Below are 16,215 nucleotides of genomic sequence, written 5' to 3' on the forward strand. Positions count from 1 at the left end.
CCCACAGGGTTTGTTTAAAGAGCCAGGGTGCTCATTTGTAAATATGGAGATATCAATGCGTAAGTACTTTAAACCTCTGATGATTGTTGCCGCGATGACCACGTCCGTTAGCGCGCTGGCGATTCAAAAAGATATTACCGTCAACGCCAGCGTTGATTCACAGCTGGATATGACTCAGGCCGATAACACGCCGCTGCCGGCAAGCATCGATATGCAGTACCTGCCTGGCCGCGGTCTGGAAAGCTACCGTCTGAATACCAAGGTGTGGTCTAACTCCGCCACCAGCAATGTGAAAGTCCGTCTGGTGAGCGCCGCGAAGCTGGCGAATGCCGACGGTGCTGAAACCATCCCTATGACGGTGAAGCTGGGCGATAAAACCCTCTCTACCGCAGATGTTGAATACACCGGTACCGAACTGTTCCCGGGGAGCATTGAAAACGGTTCTGCGGTACTGCCGCTGACCATTTCCCAGACCACCAAAGGCATTCTGAAAACCGGTCAGTACAGCGGCGTTGTCAGCCTGATGCTGACGCAGGCGACGACCACGGAAGGCGGTGCGTAACACCACAGCACCTAAGGAATAACGTCAGAGGGTGCCCACCCTCTGACGTCAGGATGATGTCGAGGCTCGTTCATGGCGTTTCACAGAAATACTCTCCTCTTTGTTGCTTTGTTACCCGCTTCCATCCAACTCGCCTGCGCCGGGCTGGCCGTCCCACCAGGTTTTGAAGATCTGGCAAAGACGCAGCGCCTGTGGACAGAGGTGAACCTCTACGGCGAATCGCTGGGCCTTTTTGAAACGGATATCACGCTTGAAACGGTGAGCTTTGTCGCACCTGAGACCGTGGTAGAGGCCATCAAACGCCGGTTTAATGACGCCCCATCCCTCGTTGCCACCGTCTCTGCCGCGCTGGCCGTTCCGCTTGCCCGTAACGGCAGCCTGGCCTGCAGCAGCAACGGCTCCGCAGCGGGCTGCGATTACATCGATACCGATCGCGCGGCCATTATTTATGACGAGAATAACGCCCGCATTAACCTGTTCCTGGACAAGAAATTTCTGCCTAAGCAGACGGCAGAGAATGCATGGTATCAGCCCACGCACGGCACCGAAAATGCGCTGATCCATCAACAAAACATTAACTTCGTTGCCGACAGGGATTATCAGTCGGCCACCGTGCAGGGCAACGGCGCGCTGGCGCTCACCCAGGACGGCTATGTGAATCTCGACTGGACCTGGCTGGGGCAGCGTTCACGGCACCAGCAGCAGCAGGAGGTCACCGTCAACAACGCCTGGTTCCGCCAGGATATCCTGCGTCAGTACTACGTCCAGGCAGGCGAGATGGATACCCGCGATCTGTTCAGCAATGCCGGCGGAAATATCACCCTCAGCCAGCTGCCGCTGGGCAAAATTCGCGGCCTGCGCACGGGTTCAACACGGGCGTGGATGAACCCGGTTCAGCAGTCGAAGGGAACCCCTGTTACCGTGCTGCTTTCCCATGACGCGCGTATCGACGCCCGCCGGGGCAACCAGCTGCTGGCGAGCTTCTATCTGAATGCCGGAGCGCAAACCCTGGACACGCGATCGTTCCCGGACGGGAGCTACACCGTGACGCTCTCCATCTATGAAAATAATCGGCTGACGCGCACCGAGCAGGTGCCGTTTACCCGAACCGGCATTACGCCATTTGACCGCGTCGAGTGGTTCCTGCAGGCGGGCGAAACCGATAATAGCGATCAAAACGAAGAGCGCCGCGCGGTTGCGCAGGCGGGCGTTCGTTTGCCCGTCACCCCGACGCTGGCGCTGACCAGCGGCGCAACGTTCAAGAAAAATCAGCGTTTCCTGGAGAACGCGCTCGACTGGAGCCGGGGCTTCAACGCGGGCCCGATCGATGGCGTGCTGAGTACCCGATTTAGCTACCTCTACGGCAGCGAAGGCCAGCGCGGCAATATTCAGCAAATCAGCTACAACGACGGTTTTTCTTTGAGCGTCTATCGCAACGCGTTATCCGCTGAAAACTGCAACACCCAAAACGCGGGATTTGACGCCGTGAACGGCTGTTATCGCACCCTCTCGGTGATGTTCTCCGTCCCGGTCGGCGCCTGGTATGCGAGCCTGGGGTATTCGGATAACCGCAACGAAGGCCGGTACGTTTCACGCCGGGAGCTGCCGGACAGTGACGATCGCCACGATGCGGGTTTGCCGTGGGAATCGGTCTATATGACCCGCTCGTGCACGCGGGCCTGGCAGGCTGGCCTGAGCAATGCCTTCAGCACTCATGGCCTGAACATTAACAGCAGCATTAACCTGTTCATGCGTAACGATGACGCCCGCGAAGGCAGGGATAAAGGCGGCTACCTGAGCGTGAGCCTGTCCATGGCGCATAACCGCCAGGGCGATGCGTCAAGCTACACCTCTCTGGGCGCGACATGGCAGCACCAGCAACGTGAAAAAAACCAGCTGAGCTACAACGTGGCGCATAACTGGTATGCCGATGCCCGCGGCGAAAATGAGTACGGCCTCAGCGCGTCGGGCATTAACAGCGACTCGCTGAATACCTCAGCCTATACGCGCCAGGGAGGACGATATGGCAACGGGAGTCTGACCGTCAGCGACGCCTGGGATCGTCAGGATCGTCGCCATACGCTGAGCAGCAGCGGCAACTACAGCTCGACGTTTGCGCTGTCCCGCTCTGGCCTTTGGCTGGGCCGCTGGAGCGACGGTCGCCCTGCTTCCGCCGTCGCGGTGAACGTGACCACGCCGGAAGATGCTCAGGATCCGCGCGTCGCCGTGTCGCTGGATAACGGCGGCAGTGCCGATATTCCAGGCAATAGCCGCGCCCTCTTCGCGGTGCCGGGCTATCAGCAGACAACGTTGACGGTTAACGAATCGCTGGATGTCTCACGAGGAGCCAGCAGTGAAATCACGCAAGGATCGGGCAGCAGAACGCTGTTTATGGTGCCTGGCAAACTGCTGCGCCGGGACGTGCAAACCACCGCAAGCTACACCTGGCTCGGCCAGTTAACCGACGAGCGTCACTCGCCGTTTATCGGCGGCGTGCCGCTGAACGTGAACGGCTGGAGCGACCTTGGCAACGGCGGGTTTAGCGCCCAAAGCGACGCCCTGCTGCATAACCTCTACCTGGTGCGTCAGCAGCAGTTTTATCAGTGCGCGCTGAACGTGAAGAGTATGCGCGACGTGGTGCGTTATGTCGGGTCGATCCCCTGTAAGGAGTTAACCTTCTCCGCCCTGCCGGATGCCGTCCAGCAGCAGGCACAGCTGATGCTGGCCGGACGGTCGGTCCCTGCTGGACCGACTGCCATGAACACCGATAGCCTCACTAAAGGGAAATGATGTGATTAAGTGCCTCTTTATTTTACTGTTCTTAAGCCTGTGGGCCAGCCAGACGCTGGCAGGCTCTCCCGCGGGACGAAATACCAGCGTAGGGATCAGCTTCGATCGCACCGCGCCGCCCGCCCGTTTTGACATCTGGTTTCATGAATCGGGTGGCTTTGACGCCGCCGATCCGCAAAAGTGGGGACGCAATACCCTGACCTGTCAGTCCCGTACCGATACCACGAACGGCGCCTGCATGAACTCACCGGTCTGGTTCTCGGCGAACCCGGCCGCGCCTTATGCCATCAATTTAGCGTTTACCCATTCCCTTACCGGCAAGACGGTGAATATCAAGGTGTATGGCGATCACTACATGTTTATCAACAATAAAGTGTTCACCTTTGCCAGCTTTGTCACGGGAGGGACGACGGAAATTGCTAACTGGAACAGAGAGCCCTACTTCGATTTCTATATCGTGAAAAGCGAACTGGATAAGCTCGCCCTGCCGGGGATCTGGACCGCCACGCTGAAGCAGAACCTGCGCCAGTGGGGAAGCGCCGACTGCGGCGGCAACTTCAATGACGTGAATGTCGGCTGTCCTGGCTATCTCACCATCGCCAAATGGCAGGCAAATATTCGCATTGAGGTGGTCGACCCGGGAAACCAGCAGATTTACCTGCCAGCCTTTCCGCACTCCACGCCCATCGTTAACCTCAACCTGACCAACTTCCCGGGGCGCCCCGGGGGCAGCGAGATCAAGGGGGAAAACACGCTGGATATGTGCCTGTACGACGGCAAAAACAGCACCAGCACCCGCGCCTATCTTCGTTTTGAAGATGACGGGCTTCCCTCTGCGGGACGTGCCGAAGGCGCGTTTTCTATCCGGCGGCGCGGTGGAAGCCAGACGGATGCGCGGGACCGTCTCGACTATCAGGTCTCCGTTACCCATCCCGTCACAGGCGCAACCGAAACCGTCGCGAACGGTAAAACCGTAGTCTGGCAAGGCACTAACGATCCGCAGTATCTGCGTCAGGTCGTGCTGCCCGGCGGACGCGAGAGCGTACTGTGCATTCCTGCGCCAATTATCCTGAAAACCCCCGCGTTCGCCGCCAGTAGCAAAAACGCGGGCGACTATACCGGCACGCTGCGCGTCATCTATACGCCCAGCACGTTATAACGAGGTCACCGTGAGTTACGCCATTCTCGACAATAATCGATTTTACGCCGAAGGACTGCGCTATGCGCTGCTGCGTCGGGGCGTTCAGTTAGAGGTCCAGAGCGATACCGTACAATGGCAGCCAACGCTGCTTACCCGCCGCGTGATTGTCGTCCGCTGCCGTTTTTCCGTGGCGGCGACGCATCAGGCGCTGATCAATATTTTGCTCAGGCTGGAAGCCGCCCGCTGGAAAGGCAGTCTTTATCTGGTCTGCAACGAAAAGGGGTGGGCGCTGGCGACGCATTTACGCAAGCGTTTCAGTACGCTAACGCTTTATATCATCGACGACCGGATCGCCGTTGCCGATGCGGCGTATTTGCTGGCAAAAGAGCCACGCCGCGTTCGAAGCCTGGACTGCTGCCTGACCGTTCCTGAATTCAACGTGCTCGATCTGATGCTGACCGGGTTGCCGGTCCGCCACATTGCCATCGTGACGCACATGTCGGAGAAACAGGTTTCAACCCATAAATGCAACGCGCTGAAGAAGCTCAATGCCAACAACCTGCTTCAGTTGCTCCTGTAGGTCACGGTTTATCCTGAGCCCGCTTTTTTGCTACACTGTCGCCGATTTTTCACCTACGACAGAAGATTATGTTCATTTTTGCAGGCCAGGAAATTGAGACCGATAGCGAAGGCTATCTGAAAGATACAACGCTCTGGAGCGAACCGCTGGCGGAGAAAATTGCGGAAAACGAAGGGATTACTCTTTCCCCCGAACACTGGGAAGTGGTGCGTTTTGTGCGCGAGTTCTACCTTGAATTCAACACCTCTCCGGCCATCCGCATGCTGGTCAAGGCGATGGCCAATAAGTTCGGTGAAGAGAAAGGCAACAGCCGCTATCTCTATCGTCTGTTCCCGAAAGGCCCGGCAAAACAGGCCACCAAAATTGCCGGCCTGCCAAAACCGGTGAAGTGCATTTAGTAGCGAATACCGAAGTTAACGTACTCCCGGCCGGGTTGATGCGGTTCCGTTAGCACTTTATCAACCCGCGCGCTGCGCGGCCCGCCCGCTTTCAGCCACGCCACCAGCTTGTCGACCTGCTCCGCTTCGCCGCAGGCGACCACTTCAACGCTGCCGTCATCCATGTTGCGCGCGTATCCCGTTAGCCCAAGCTGAACGGCCTCGCGCTGGGTGCTGTAGCGGAACCCGACGCCCTGAACGACGCCGTGAACCCAGGCAATAGTACAGACTTTAGACATTCTTCTTCTCCTTAACGTAGCGTTTTCGGCAAACAGCCGTAGTGTTGCCGAAAACGGGCGGTGAAACGAGAGCTGGACAGATACCCACATTGTAATGCGATTTCGCCAATCGGTAATCGGGTTGACTGTAGCTGTGACAAAGCCACGGCCATCCTCACCTCCTCGACAATCTGACGAAAACTCTGTGACTCCTCGCGTAACCGTCTGCGCAGCGTCGGCACGCTCAGGGCCAGACGGCTGGCGACGTCCTGCGCGGTCCAGGCTCTGGCGGGCGACAGCATAATGAACTGTCGCACCTGCTCAGTCAGGTTATTGCTTCGCTCGATAAGCAGCGGACCTGCCACGCCGTCATGCAGCAATGCCAGCAACAGACCGAAGGCCTGATGTTTTTGCAGCGCCTCCGGTAAATCCTGACGCACGGCGTGCAGCAGGTTATCCCACATAAACGCCAGCCCCTCGCTCAGCGGAGCGCAGAGCGAATGCAGCGTCGTGCGCGGCCAGGATTTCAGGTAATGCGCTTTAAACTCGGCAACGATTTCCGGCGATAACATCAGCAAGTCCGAGTGAAACAGACCGTTTGCAGGCTGATTGATGATCTCCATTGCCGTATTGGCAGGGATAATGATGAGTTCATCCCGGGTGGCCACCAGGCGGTTATCGTCCTGCACAATCACCTTACTGCCGTGAGTGATATGGCAAATCGCCGGGAAAAAGAGCTTAACCTGATGCAGGCGATGCATTTTGCTGGCACTCACTTCACCCGCCGTGAGATGTTTATGTCGAAAATGGAACTCCTGCACCGGTTCATCCTTATCTGCTGTAGGTTGCGGTTAACTGAGCCTTTGCCAGAACGTGACTATTGAGCATAAAGCCGACCAGCGCGCCGCTCGCATTGTTGTCGATGGGAAGGGTATCCACGTCCAGCGCCCAGACGGTCATCTGATAGCGGTGAGGCTTATCGCCTGCGGGCGGACATGCGCCGCCGAATCCAGAATAACCGAAATCATTACGCCCCTGCACAGCGCCAGCAGGTAATTTTTCGCCATTTGGGTTACCGGCATCAGCGGGCAGCGTCATTGTCTTCACGGGAATGTTGGCTACTGTCCAGTGCCACCAGCCGCTGCCGGTAGGCGCATCCGGGTCATATACCGTAACAGCAAAACTTTGCGTACCGGCGGGCGGGCTTTTCCACGCCAGCTGCGGGGACTGGTTACCGCCGTGGCAGCCGAATCCCTCAAACACCTGCTGTGGCGCTAACCGCCGGTCGCCGGAAATATCCCGGCTGGTCATGCTGAAAGGCGTTGCGGCTAAAACCTGAAAACTCATTGCCGTCAGAGCGGCTATTGTGATGACACTGCGCTTTTTCATGGGGGGTTTCCTTTGCTGAACCGGAATCCCACTGTATATCCCGCCGCAGTGCCGTAATGTGCTTAAGCGATTTGATTTTGTGCCGAAACGCTCAACGGCATCCGCAGATGATTGCGCCTTGCTGAATGTGCTACTCTACGCGCCATTTCCCTGAAATCGACAGAACAGCAAATTATGAGTGTACGTTTAGTGTTAGCCAAAGGGCGCGAGAAATCCTTACTGCGCCGTCATCCCTGGGTCTTTTCCGGCGCGGTTGCCCGTATGGAAGGCAAAGCCAGCCTCGGTGAAACCATTGATATCGTTGACCATCAGGGGAAATGGTTAGCGCGAGGCGCCTACTCGCCAGCCTCCCAGATCCGCGCGCGCGTCTGGACCTTCGATAAAAACGAAACCATCGACATCGACTTCTTCGTGCGTCGTCTGCAGCAGGCGCAGCAGTGGCGCGACTGGCTGGCTAAACGCGACGGGCTGGACAGCTACCGCCTGATTGCCGGTGAATCTGACGGCCTGCCGGGCGTGACCATCGATCGCTTCGGTAACTTCCTGGTGCTGCAGCTCCTGAGCGCCGGGGCGGAATACCAGCGCGCTGCGCTGATTAGCGCCCTGCAAACGCTGTTCCCGCAGTGCGCCATTTACGACCGCAGCGATGTGGCGGTGCGCAAAAAAGAAGGCATGGAGCTGACTCAGGGGCCGGTCACGGGTGAACTGCCGCCTGCCCTGCTGCCAATTGAAGAGCACGGCATGAAGCTGCTGGTGGATATTCAGGGCGGGCACAAAACGGGTTACTACCTTGACCAGCGCGACAGCCGCCTCGCGACGCGTCAGTACGTTGCCGACAAACGCGTGCTCAACTGCTTCTCCTACACCGGTGGGTTTGCCGTTTCGGCGCTGATGGGCGGCTGTGCCCAGGTGGTTAGCGTGGATACCTCGCAGGAAGCGCTGGACGTGGCAAAACAGAACGTCGAGCTGAACAAACTGGACTTGAGCAAAGCCGAATTTATACGCGACGACGTCTTCAAGCTGCTGCGTAAATATCGCGACCAGGGCGAGAAGTTCGACGTCATCGTGATGGATCCGCCAAAGTTTGTGGAGAACAAAAGCCAGCTGATGGGCGCCTGCCGCGGATATAAAGATATCAACATGCTGGCTATCCAGCTGCTGAACCCGGGCGGGGTTTTGCTCACCTTCTCCTGCTCCGGCCTGATGACCACAGATTTATTTCAGAAAATCATCGCTGATGCCGCAATAGATGCTGGCCGTGATGTACAATTTATAGAGCAGTTCCGTCAGGCAGCCGATCACCCCGTGATTGCTACCTACCCGGAAGGACTGTATCTGAAAGGGTTTGCCTGTCGCGTCATGTAACTTGAAAAGAGAAATATTGCCCGCACATAACGTGTAAGTCGTATTTCCCGGGAGGTGACTATGATTGCCAGCAAATTCGGTATCGGCCAGCAGGTCCGCCACACTTTGCTCGGGTATTTGGGTGTGGTCGTGGATATCGACCCGGAGTATTCCCTTGATGAGCCGTCAGCAGACGAGCTGGCGGTGAACGCAGAGCTTCGCGCTGCACCCTGGTACCATGTGGTGATGGAAGGTGACGACGGGCAACCCGTCCACACCTACCTTGCCGAAGCGCAGCTAAGCAGCGAGCTGCAGGAAGAGCATCCGGAGCAACCCACTATGGATGAACTTGCTCAGACTATCCGCAAACAGTTACAGGCTCCGCGCCTGCGGAACTAAGCGTGTAAAAAAAGCCCGATGAACGGGCTTTTTTTTATTACTTCGCCAGCCCCAGACGGGGGATGTCGATCGCCGGACAGCGATCCATGACGACGTTCAGCCCCGCATCCCGCGCCAGCACGGCAGCCTGCTCGTTAATCACGCCCAGCTGCATCCACAGCGTTTTCGCCCCGACGGCGATAGCGTCCTGCGCCACTTCCCACGCCGCCTCGGAATTACGGAAGACATCGACCATATCAATTTTTTCCGGCACGTCAGCGAGCGTGGCATAACCCTGCTGGCCCAGTAAGGTTTTCCCCGCCACTTTTGGCGAGACCGGGATGACGTGATAACCCTGATCGAGAAGGTATTTCATCACCCGATAGCTGGGACGATCGGGTTTATCGCTCGCGCCCACCAGCGCAATGGTACGCGTGGATGTCAGAATCTCGGCAATATCGTTCTCTTTCATGGTTTTTCTCCTGGCTTTTTTAAAAGTGTACGCCAAACCGCACATCTCAACCATCCATCCCATACCGATGCATGAGGGCAAAACGGCCAAATATGTCTATATGTTAGTAAACATGATTATCGAAAAATTTAGATACATTAATGCGGCGACAGGATTTCTGACGGGAGCCTTCTATGAAAACCGGTATTGCCACTGCTCTGATTGCATTAGTGATGCCGGTCTGCGTTTTTGCTACCACGCTCCGGCTCTCTACCGATATTGATCTCCTGGTACTGGACGGAAAAAAGGTCTCCAGTTCGTTATTGCGCGGTGCGGACAGTATCGAGCTGGATAACGGACCGCATCAGCTGGTATTCCGCGTAGAAAAATCGATCGGTCTGGCCAATCACGAGCAACGGATGTACATCTCCCCGCCGCTGATCGTCAGCTTTAATACCCGACAAATCAGTCAGGTGAATATTACCCTGCCACGCCTTGAAACGGAGAAGGAATCAGCGGCCTTCGACGCGTCTCCCCGCATTGAACTGCTGGACGGGGATGCGATGCCGATTCCGGCGAAGCTGGATATTCTGGCGCTGACGACTTCACCGAAAGGTCCGGACTACGAGGCCGCGACGCAGACCTATAACAAAGCCGGTAAACGCGCGTCGCTTCCTCAGTTTGCCACCATGATGGCTGACGACAGTACGCTGCTTTCCGGCGTCTCTGAACTGGACGTCATTCCTCCCCAGTCCCAGGCCCTGACGGAACAGCGCCTTAAATTCTGGTTCCAGCAGGCCGATGCCGACACGCGGGCCCGGTTTTTACAATGGGCAAAACAACAACCTTCATCATAAGCCACATTTTTTACGCCTTTCTCTTGCAGCATCAGACGGTTCCCGTCATCGTGTAGGCAGTTAACCTGATGGATATGATTATGGAACTGACAACACGCACGCTCCCGGAACGCAAACACATTGCTCTGGTAGCGCACGATCACTGTAAACAAATGCTGCTTAACTGGGTTCGCCGCCATCAGTCTTTGCTGGAAAAGCACGCCCTGTCGGCGACCGGCACCACCGGTAACCTGATCCAGCGCGAAACGGGTCTGGAGGTAAACGCCATGCTGAGCGGCCCGATGGGCGGCGATCAGCAGGTCGGCGCACAGATTTCCGAAGGGAAGATTGATGTGCTGATCTTCTTCTGGGACCCGCTAAACGCGGTTCCGCACGACCCGGACGTCAAGGCCCTGCTGCGCCTGGCGACGGTGTGGAATATTCCGGTGGCGACAAACCTCTCGACGGCGGATTTCATCATCGAATCGCCGCAGTTTAACTCGCCGGTAGATATCCTTATTCCGGACTATCAGCGTTATCTTTCAGAGAGATTGAAGTAGCTTTTTTTGCCGGGTGGCGGCTACGCCTTACCCGGCCTACGCATCCTTGCCCAGCGGCGTTATGGCTTCCGCGCCACCGGCACATCAATACTCTTCAAAATATCGACAAACACGGATGGCTCCTCTTTATTGAACAGCAGCCAGACGCGATGACGCGCGCGGGTCATGGCCACATACAGCAAACGCCGCTCTTCGGCATCCGGAAAGTCTTCCGGCACCGGCAGCAGGGCCTGCTCCATGACCGACTCGCGGGCCGGGGCCGGGAAACCGTCGCTCCCCTCTTTCAGCCCCATAACAATCACATAGTCGGCCTGCTGCCCTTTGCTGGCGTGAATCGTCATAAATTCAAGCTGCAGCTTCGGCCAGCGGGTGGCCGCCTTTTCCAGCGCCTCGGGTTTGAGGTGATGGTATCGCGCCAGCACCAGGATACGTTCATCAGGCTTCGCGTAGCCGCTGAGCTTGTCCAGCAGCGGTTCCAGCTGGTCTTCCGCCAGCAGGGTCACAGCTTTTTTATCCCCTGCCCGCAGGCTATTGAGCGGCTTTGCCAGCTGATGCGGGTTCTGCTGGATAAAGCGGTTGGCGATTTCACCAATTCGTGAATTGAAGCGGTAGGTGGTGTCCAGATCGCTGCGATCGCCTTCGCCAAAATAGTGATGGAATGCGGTCGTCAGCGAAAGCTGCGCCCCGCTGAAGCGATAGATGGCCTGCCAGTCGTCACCCACCGCAAACAGCGAAGTATGCTTATTTTGCGCCCGTAGCGCCGAAAGCAGGGCTGCGCGCTGCGGAGAGATGTCCTGGAACTCATCCACCAGAATATGTTTCCACGGGCTGACAAAGCGCCCCTTCTCCAGAATGATGATGGCCTGGTGGATTAGGCCGGAAAAATCGACGGCATTTTCCGCTTTCAGCGCGGTTTTCCAGGCCTTCAGCAGCGGCGCCATCAGCTTGACCCGCTTCGAAAACAGATCGCGGATCGCCTCCGGCGCGCTTTCAATCATCTCTGCCTGCGTTCCGCCGTGCATTCGCATCAGGCTGACCCAGCGGTCAAGCCGTGAACCCAGCCGACGCGCCAGTTTGTCATCCTGCCAGAAGCTGCCCTCCGGCACGTCCCAGTTGAGCTCCTCCTCGAGCCACTGGCGCCACCCTTTCGCCTGCGCCTTTTTCTCACTGCACTGCTGGCGCCACGTTTTGATAAACAGCGCCAGGCGCGCCTGCGCGTCGTTTTCCAGCTTACTGATAGCAGGCACTTTTTTACTGCCCTGCTGAATAATATGCAGGGCAAGGGCATGGAAGGTTCTGGCCGTGATATCCCGGGTATGCAGACGTTCCTGGATCCGTTCGTCCATCTCCTGGGCCGCCTTGCGGCCAAAGGCCAGAAGCAGAATTTGATCGGCGACCGCTTCCCCGGTCGTCAGCAGCCAGCCGGCACGCGCAACCAGCACCGACGTTTTACCGCTACCGGCGCCCGCCAGCACCAGCAGCGACTGCTCGCCGTTGACCACCGCGCGCGCCTGAGCCGGATTAAGCGGAGAAGACTCCACCGTACTGAAAAAGTCGGCGTATTGGTTGAGCATGGCGTCCGTCCAGGCCTGATTATGGGCGAGTCGGCTTTTATCCTTATCATTCAGCCAGGCCTGGCACTGGCGCCAGGCGTCGCGACAATTGTCAAACTCCTCAAGACGCGCCACGGATAACGGCAGCGCCGAGAGCGCCTGCCGGATCTTTTGCTGCAACCCGGCGGTCTGCTGACGGGTGAGCCACGAATGCTGCGCGTTGCTTTGCGCGATATCGTCCAACACCTTTTGAAGCACTCCGGCGGCAATCACGCTCATATCCTGACTCCACTGCTGCCAGAGCGCGTTCAGGTGATGATGGAAACGCTGGGTTTCTGCCCACTCGGTGCCGTGAAGACGCACGACTTTATCGTCAGGCAGTACGAACTCGAGTTCGCCCCACACCAGCCCGCGTTTGCAGTGGATAGCCAGAAGCTGATTAAACGGAATAAGGTATTCGTGGCGTTCTCCAGAGACTTTTACCCCGGCATTAAGGAGAACCACCCGGTCGTAAGGGTGTTGCGCCAGACGTTTGCCTAACGACGTTGCTTTCAGTTCCATGTTCCGCCAAATCCACGAAGAGATAATTTACCTGACAGTGTAACTGCCAGTTTTAAGGTGCTCCAGCCTAAAAAAACGTTACAATCATTGGGCGTTAATTTTATCGAAAGGAAGTGAGGGTTTATGCGTACCGTTCTGAATGTGTTGAATTTTGTGCTGGGCGGTTTTGCCACCACCCTTTCCTGGCTTTTTGCCACGCTGGTGAGCATCGTCCTGATTTTCACGCTCCCCCTGACTCGCTCCTGCTGGGAAATCACAAAACTCTCCTTCGTCCCCTACGGGAATGAAGCCATCCACGTTGACGAGCTGAATCCGGAGAGCAAAAACGCCCTGATGAATACGGGGGGTACCCTGCTTAACATTCTGTGGCTGATTTTCTTCGGCTGGTGGCTCTGCATCATGCATATTTTTGCGGGTATTGCGCAGTGCATCACGATTATTGGTATTCCGGTGGGGATCGCGAACTTTAAGATCGCCGCTATCGCTCTTTGGCCCGTCGGGCGCAGGGTTGTTCCGGTCGAAGTGGCCCAGGCGGCGCGTGAAGCCAATGCGCGTCGTCGTTTTCAGTAACTAAGGACTGGCCGCGTTTATGCTAAGCCCACTGCTTCGCCGTTATACCTGGAACAGCACCTGGCTTTATAACGTCAGGATATTTATCGCACTTTGCGGCACGGTTGCCCTGCCCTGGTGGCTGAATGACGTCAAGCTCACCATCCCGCTCACGCTGGGCGTCGTGGCCGGGGCGCTGGCGGACCTGGACGATCGTCTGGCCGGGCGTTTACGCAACCTGGTCATCACGCTCGTCTGCTTTTTTATTGCGTCAGCGTCCGTTGAGTTACTTTTCCCCTGGCCCTGGCTGTTTGCCCTGGGTCTGACGCTCTCAACCAGCGGGTTTATTTTACTGGGCGGCCTCGGGCAGCGCTATGCCACTATCGCGTTTGGCGCCCTGCTGATCGCCATCTATACCATGCTGGGCGCATCCCTCTACGACCAGTGGTACCAGCAGCCGGTTCTGCTGTTGCTCGGCGCCATCTGGTATAACCTGCTGACCTTAACCGGTCATCTGATCTTCCCTGTTCGTCCTCTGCAGGACAACCTTGCCCGCAGCTTTGAGCAGCTAGCCCACTATCTGGAACTGAAATCCCGGCTGTTCGACCCGGATATCGAGGAAGAAAGCCAGGCGCCGCTCTACGATCTGGCGCTGGCAAATGGTCAACTGGTCGCCACCCTTAACCAGACAAAAGCCTCTCTGCTGACCCGTCTGCGCGGCGATCGCGGTCAGCGCGGAACGCGAAGAACCTTACACTACTATTTTGCCGCCCAGGACATTCATGAACGCGCCAGCTCCTCGCACGTCCAGTATGCCGCCCTGCGCGAGAAGTTCCGCTACAGCGACGTGATGTTCCGCTTCCAGCGCCTGCTCTCCATGCAGTCCCAGGCGTGCCAGCAGCTCTCGCGCTCCATTCTGCTGCGCACGCCCTATCAGCATGACCCACGTTTTGAACGCGTATTTAGCCATCTTGACGCAGCGCTCGACCGCGTTCAGGCCAGCGGAACGTCGCCGGAACACATCAAAGCGCTGGGCTTTCTGCTGAACAACCTGCGGGCGATTGACGCACAGCTGGCGACCATCGAGTCCGAGCAGGCGATGGCGCTTCCGGGCAGTGAGGTCGACAATCAGCTTGCTGATGACAGCGTGCACAGTGTTAGCGATATGTGGCTACGCCTGAGCCGCAACTTTACCCCGGAGTCGGCTCTCTTCCGCCACGCGGTGAGAATGTCGCTGGTGCTGTGCGTGGGTTATGCCTTTATCCAGATAACCGGGCTGCATCATGGCTACTGGATCCTGCTGACCAGCCTGTTCGTCTGCCAGCCGAACTATAACGCCACCCGACACCGTCTTGCGCTGCGCATTATCGGCACGCTGGTCGGGGTCGCAATCGGCCTGCCGGTGCTTTATTTCGTGCCTTCCGTCGAAGGGCAGCTAATTCTGATCGTGATCACCGGCGTGCTGTTTTTCGCGTTTCGCAACGTGCAGTACGCCCATGCCACCATGTTCATCACGCTGCTGGTGCTGCTCTGCTTTAATCTGCTGGGTGAAGGGTTTGAAGTCGCCCTGCCCCGCGTGATTGATACGCTGATTGGCTGCGCGATTGCCTGGGCCGCGGTCAGCTTTATCTGGCCGGACTGGCGTTTTCGCAATTTGCCGCGCGTAGTAGACAGGGCGATGAATGCCAACTGTCGTTACCTTGACGCAATTCTGGAGCAGTACCACCAGGGCCGCGATAACCGTCTGGCTTACCGGATAGCACGTCGCGACGCGCACAACAGTGATGCTGAACTGGCCTCCGTTGTCTCTAACATGTCAACGGAGCCGCGCGCCACGGCTGAGATTCGTGAGACAGCGTTCCGCCTGCTCTGCCTGAACCATACCTTTACCAGCTATATTTCGACGCTGGGGGCCCACCGCGAGAAGCTCACTAACCCGGCGGTTCTCAACCTCCTCGATGACGCCGTCTGCTATGTCGATGATGCGCTTCATCACCGCCCGGCCGATGAACCGCGCGTTCGACAGGCTCTGGATGAACTGGCTCAACGCATTGCGCATCTTGACCCGGGAAACGACAGCAAAGCGCCGCTGGTTCTTCAGCAGATAGGCCTGCTTATCGCTCTGCTGCCTGAAATTTGCCGGCTGCAACAGCACATCGCTACCTGGAGGAACGACTCTCCTGCGGCTCAGGCAGCGCATTAAACCACTCCGTCAGCTCCCGGCGGATACCTGCCGGGAGTGCCGCCTCATGCAGCCCTTCGATAGCCCCTTCCAGCGCAAAGAGCACTTTTATACTGAGTGCCTTATTCTTTGCCCGCATCTTCAGCCAGCTCGCTCTGGCGCCCAGCGCCCGCAGCGTTTCTTCATTGGTGATACCGGCTTCAAAGAGCAAGACTTCAAGCTGAAAGGTCAGGTTCGGCAGATCCTTAAGACGGGTTCGTTGATGACGCTGGTAGCGCTCTTTCCTTGCCGCACTGAGTGCAAACGAGGAGAGCTGAAGCAACCGCTCCCTGTCCTGCCATAATCCGTCATCCACACGATAATAGTTGAGCAGCACCGGGCGGCCTCGCTTCATCAACGTCAAGAAGGAGGAAGCATTTTTTACACAGTATTTTGCACTCTCTTCACACGCGCGAAGGTAAAGTTCGCCATCGGACACCATGGCAAAGACCGCATCATCGACCGCCAGGGTGTAACCGCCAAACAGCGCGCGATGATGAATCTCGCCCAACGGAGAGAGGTATTCCTGGGATTTATAAATCCGTTCATAAGATATCTTTTTCATGATATTTCCCTTCAAAATCATAGGCTAACAACGAAATTTCTTACTAGCGGATCCGTTAGCAGGAAAATAGGCAACTTATC

General features: G+C 57.1%; 17 protein-coding genes. 11 read left to right on the forward strand and 6 right to left on the reverse strand.

Translation table 11 applies throughout. The annotated features are described in order from the left end of the window. The first annotated feature begins 55 nt into the window (after window positions 1–55). The 5 genes from HMPREF3143_RS15710 (at window position 56) to tusE (ending at window position 5,471) form a co-directional block, all read left to right on the forward strand. Complete coding sequence (locus tag HMPREF3143_RS15710; RefSeq protein WP_021240847.1) at window positions 56–562, forward strand: CS1 type fimbrial major subunit; 507 nt, start codon at window positions 56–58, stop codon at window positions 560–562. A gap of 72 nt (window positions 563–634) precedes the next feature. Continuing rightward, window positions 635–3,352 (forward strand): TcfC E-set like domain-containing protein, encoded by a 2,718-nt coding sequence (locus tag HMPREF3143_RS15715; protein ID WP_070533577.1) that lies wholly within the window; start codon window positions 635–637, stop codon window positions 3,350–3,352. A 1-nt stretch (window position 3,353) separates the two neighbouring features. After that, complete coding sequence (locus HMPREF3143_RS15720; RefSeq protein WP_048962072.1) at window positions 3,354–4,511, forward strand: CfaE/CblD family pilus tip adhesin; 1,158 nt, start codon at window positions 3,354–3,356, stop codon at window positions 4,509–4,511. Window positions 4,512–4,521: 10 nt separating this feature from the next. Then, window positions 4,522–5,073, forward strand: coding sequence for a LuxR C-terminal-related transcriptional regulator (locus HMPREF3143_RS15725; protein ID WP_008499912.1), 552 nt, complete (start codon window positions 4,522–4,524; stop codon window positions 5,071–5,073). 68 nt (window positions 5,074–5,141) lie between these two features. Next, the gene (gene tusE, locus HMPREF3143_RS15730; RefSeq protein WP_008499913.1) at window positions 5,142–5,471 is read left to right on the forward strand and encodes a sulfurtransferase TusE; all 330 of its coding nucleotides are present in this window, start codon (window positions 5,142–5,144) and stop codon (window positions 5,469–5,471) included. On the opposite strand, the gene yccX is transcribed toward tusE, so the two are convergent. Genes yccX through HMPREF3143_RS15745 form a run of 3 tightly spaced genes read right to left on the reverse strand, consistent with a single transcriptional unit; the run spans window position 5,468 to window position 7,117 of the window. Next, window positions 5,468–5,749 (reverse strand): acylphosphatase, encoded by a 282-nt coding sequence (gene yccX / locus HMPREF3143_RS15735; protein ID WP_023617863.1) that lies wholly within the window; start codon window positions 5,747–5,749, stop codon window positions 5,468–5,470. The two genes, tusE and yccX, sit on opposite strands and share 4 nt — an antisense overlap. Before the next feature lie 11 nt (window positions 5,750–5,760). Continuing rightward, window positions 5,761–6,549 carry an AraC family transcriptional regulator gene (locus HMPREF3143_RS15740; RefSeq protein WP_008499915.1) on the reverse strand — a complete coding sequence of 263 codons (789 nt, stop codon included), beginning with the start codon at window positions 6,547–6,549 and terminating at the stop codon, window positions 5,761–5,763. A 10-nt stretch (window positions 6,550–6,559) separates the two neighbouring features. After that, window positions 6,560–7,117, reverse strand: coding sequence for a kinase inhibitor (locus HMPREF3143_RS15745; RefSeq protein WP_070533579.1), 558 nt, complete (start codon window positions 7,115–7,117; stop codon window positions 6,560–6,562). A 174-nt stretch (window positions 7,118–7,291) separates the two neighbouring features. On the opposite strand from HMPREF3143_RS15745, the gene rlmI reads away from it, so the two are divergent. Beyond that, entirely contained in the window at window positions 7,292–8,482 is a 1,191-nt protein-coding gene (rlmI, locus tag HMPREF3143_RS15750; RefSeq protein WP_070533581.1) for a 23S rRNA (cytosine(1962)-C(5))-methyltransferase RlmI, read from the forward strand. Between the two features lie 60 nt (window positions 8,483–8,542). Next, window positions 8,543–8,860: a heat shock protein HspQ gene (hspQ, locus tag HMPREF3143_RS15755; RefSeq protein ID WP_008499919.1), complete on the forward strand. Its 318-nt coding sequence runs from the start codon at window positions 8,543–8,545 to the stop codon at window positions 8,858–8,860. Between the two features lie 37 nt (window positions 8,861–8,897). Here hspQ and HMPREF3143_RS15760 read toward each other — a convergent pair whose 3' ends face one another. Further along, window positions 8,898–9,311, reverse strand: coding sequence for a CoA-binding protein (locus HMPREF3143_RS15760; RefSeq protein ID WP_008499920.1), 414 nt, complete (start codon window positions 9,309–9,311; stop codon window positions 8,898–8,900). Window positions 9,312–9,484: 173 nt separating this feature from the next. Between HMPREF3143_RS15760 and HMPREF3143_RS15765 the strand changes: the two genes are divergently transcribed. Continuing rightward, the gene (locus tag HMPREF3143_RS15765; RefSeq protein ID WP_008499921.1) at window positions 9,485–10,147 is read left to right on the forward strand and encodes a curli synthesis inhibitor; all 663 of its coding nucleotides are present in this window, start codon (window positions 9,485–9,487) and stop codon (window positions 10,145–10,147) included. 80 nt (window positions 10,148–10,227) lie between these two features. Continuing rightward, window positions 10,228–10,686, forward strand: a complete 459-nt coding sequence (mgsA, locus tag HMPREF3143_RS15770) for a methylglyoxal synthase (protein WP_008499922.1) — start codon at window positions 10,228–10,230, stop codon at window positions 10,684–10,686. Window positions 10,687–10,745: 59 nt separating this feature from the next. Here the strand turns inward: mgsA and helD are convergent, their stop codons facing one another. Beyond that, entirely contained in the window at window positions 10,746–12,800 is a 2,055-nt protein-coding gene (gene helD / locus HMPREF3143_RS15775; RefSeq protein WP_070533583.1) for a DNA helicase IV, read from the reverse strand. A 123-nt stretch (window positions 12,801–12,923) separates the two neighbouring features. On the opposite strand from helD, the gene HMPREF3143_RS15780 reads away from it, so the two are divergent. Together HMPREF3143_RS15780 and yccS are read left to right on the forward strand one after the other, a co-directional pair. Beyond that, window positions 12,924–13,370, forward strand: coding sequence for a YccF domain-containing protein (locus HMPREF3143_RS15780; RefSeq protein ID WP_008499924.1), 447 nt, complete (start codon window positions 12,924–12,926; stop codon window positions 13,368–13,370). A 19-nt stretch (window positions 13,371–13,389) separates the two neighbouring features. Further along, entirely contained in the window at window positions 13,390–15,552 is a 2,163-nt protein-coding gene (gene yccS, locus HMPREF3143_RS15785; RefSeq protein ID WP_023343700.1) for a YccS family putative transporter, read from the forward strand. On the opposite strand, the gene HMPREF3143_RS15790 is transcribed toward yccS, so the two are convergent. After that, entirely contained in the window at window positions 15,509–16,135 is a 627-nt protein-coding gene (locus HMPREF3143_RS15790) for a TfoX/Sxy family DNA transformation protein (protein WP_008499926.1), read from the reverse strand. The genes yccS and HMPREF3143_RS15790 overlap by 44 nt on opposite strands. Window positions 16,136–16,215: the final 80 nt, after the last annotated feature.

The organism is Enterobacter sp. HMSC16D10 (assembly GCF_001807145.1).
Taxonomy (GTDB): domain Bacteria; phylum Pseudomonadota; class Gammaproteobacteria; order Enterobacterales; family Enterobacteriaceae; genus Enterobacter; species Enterobacter roggenkampii.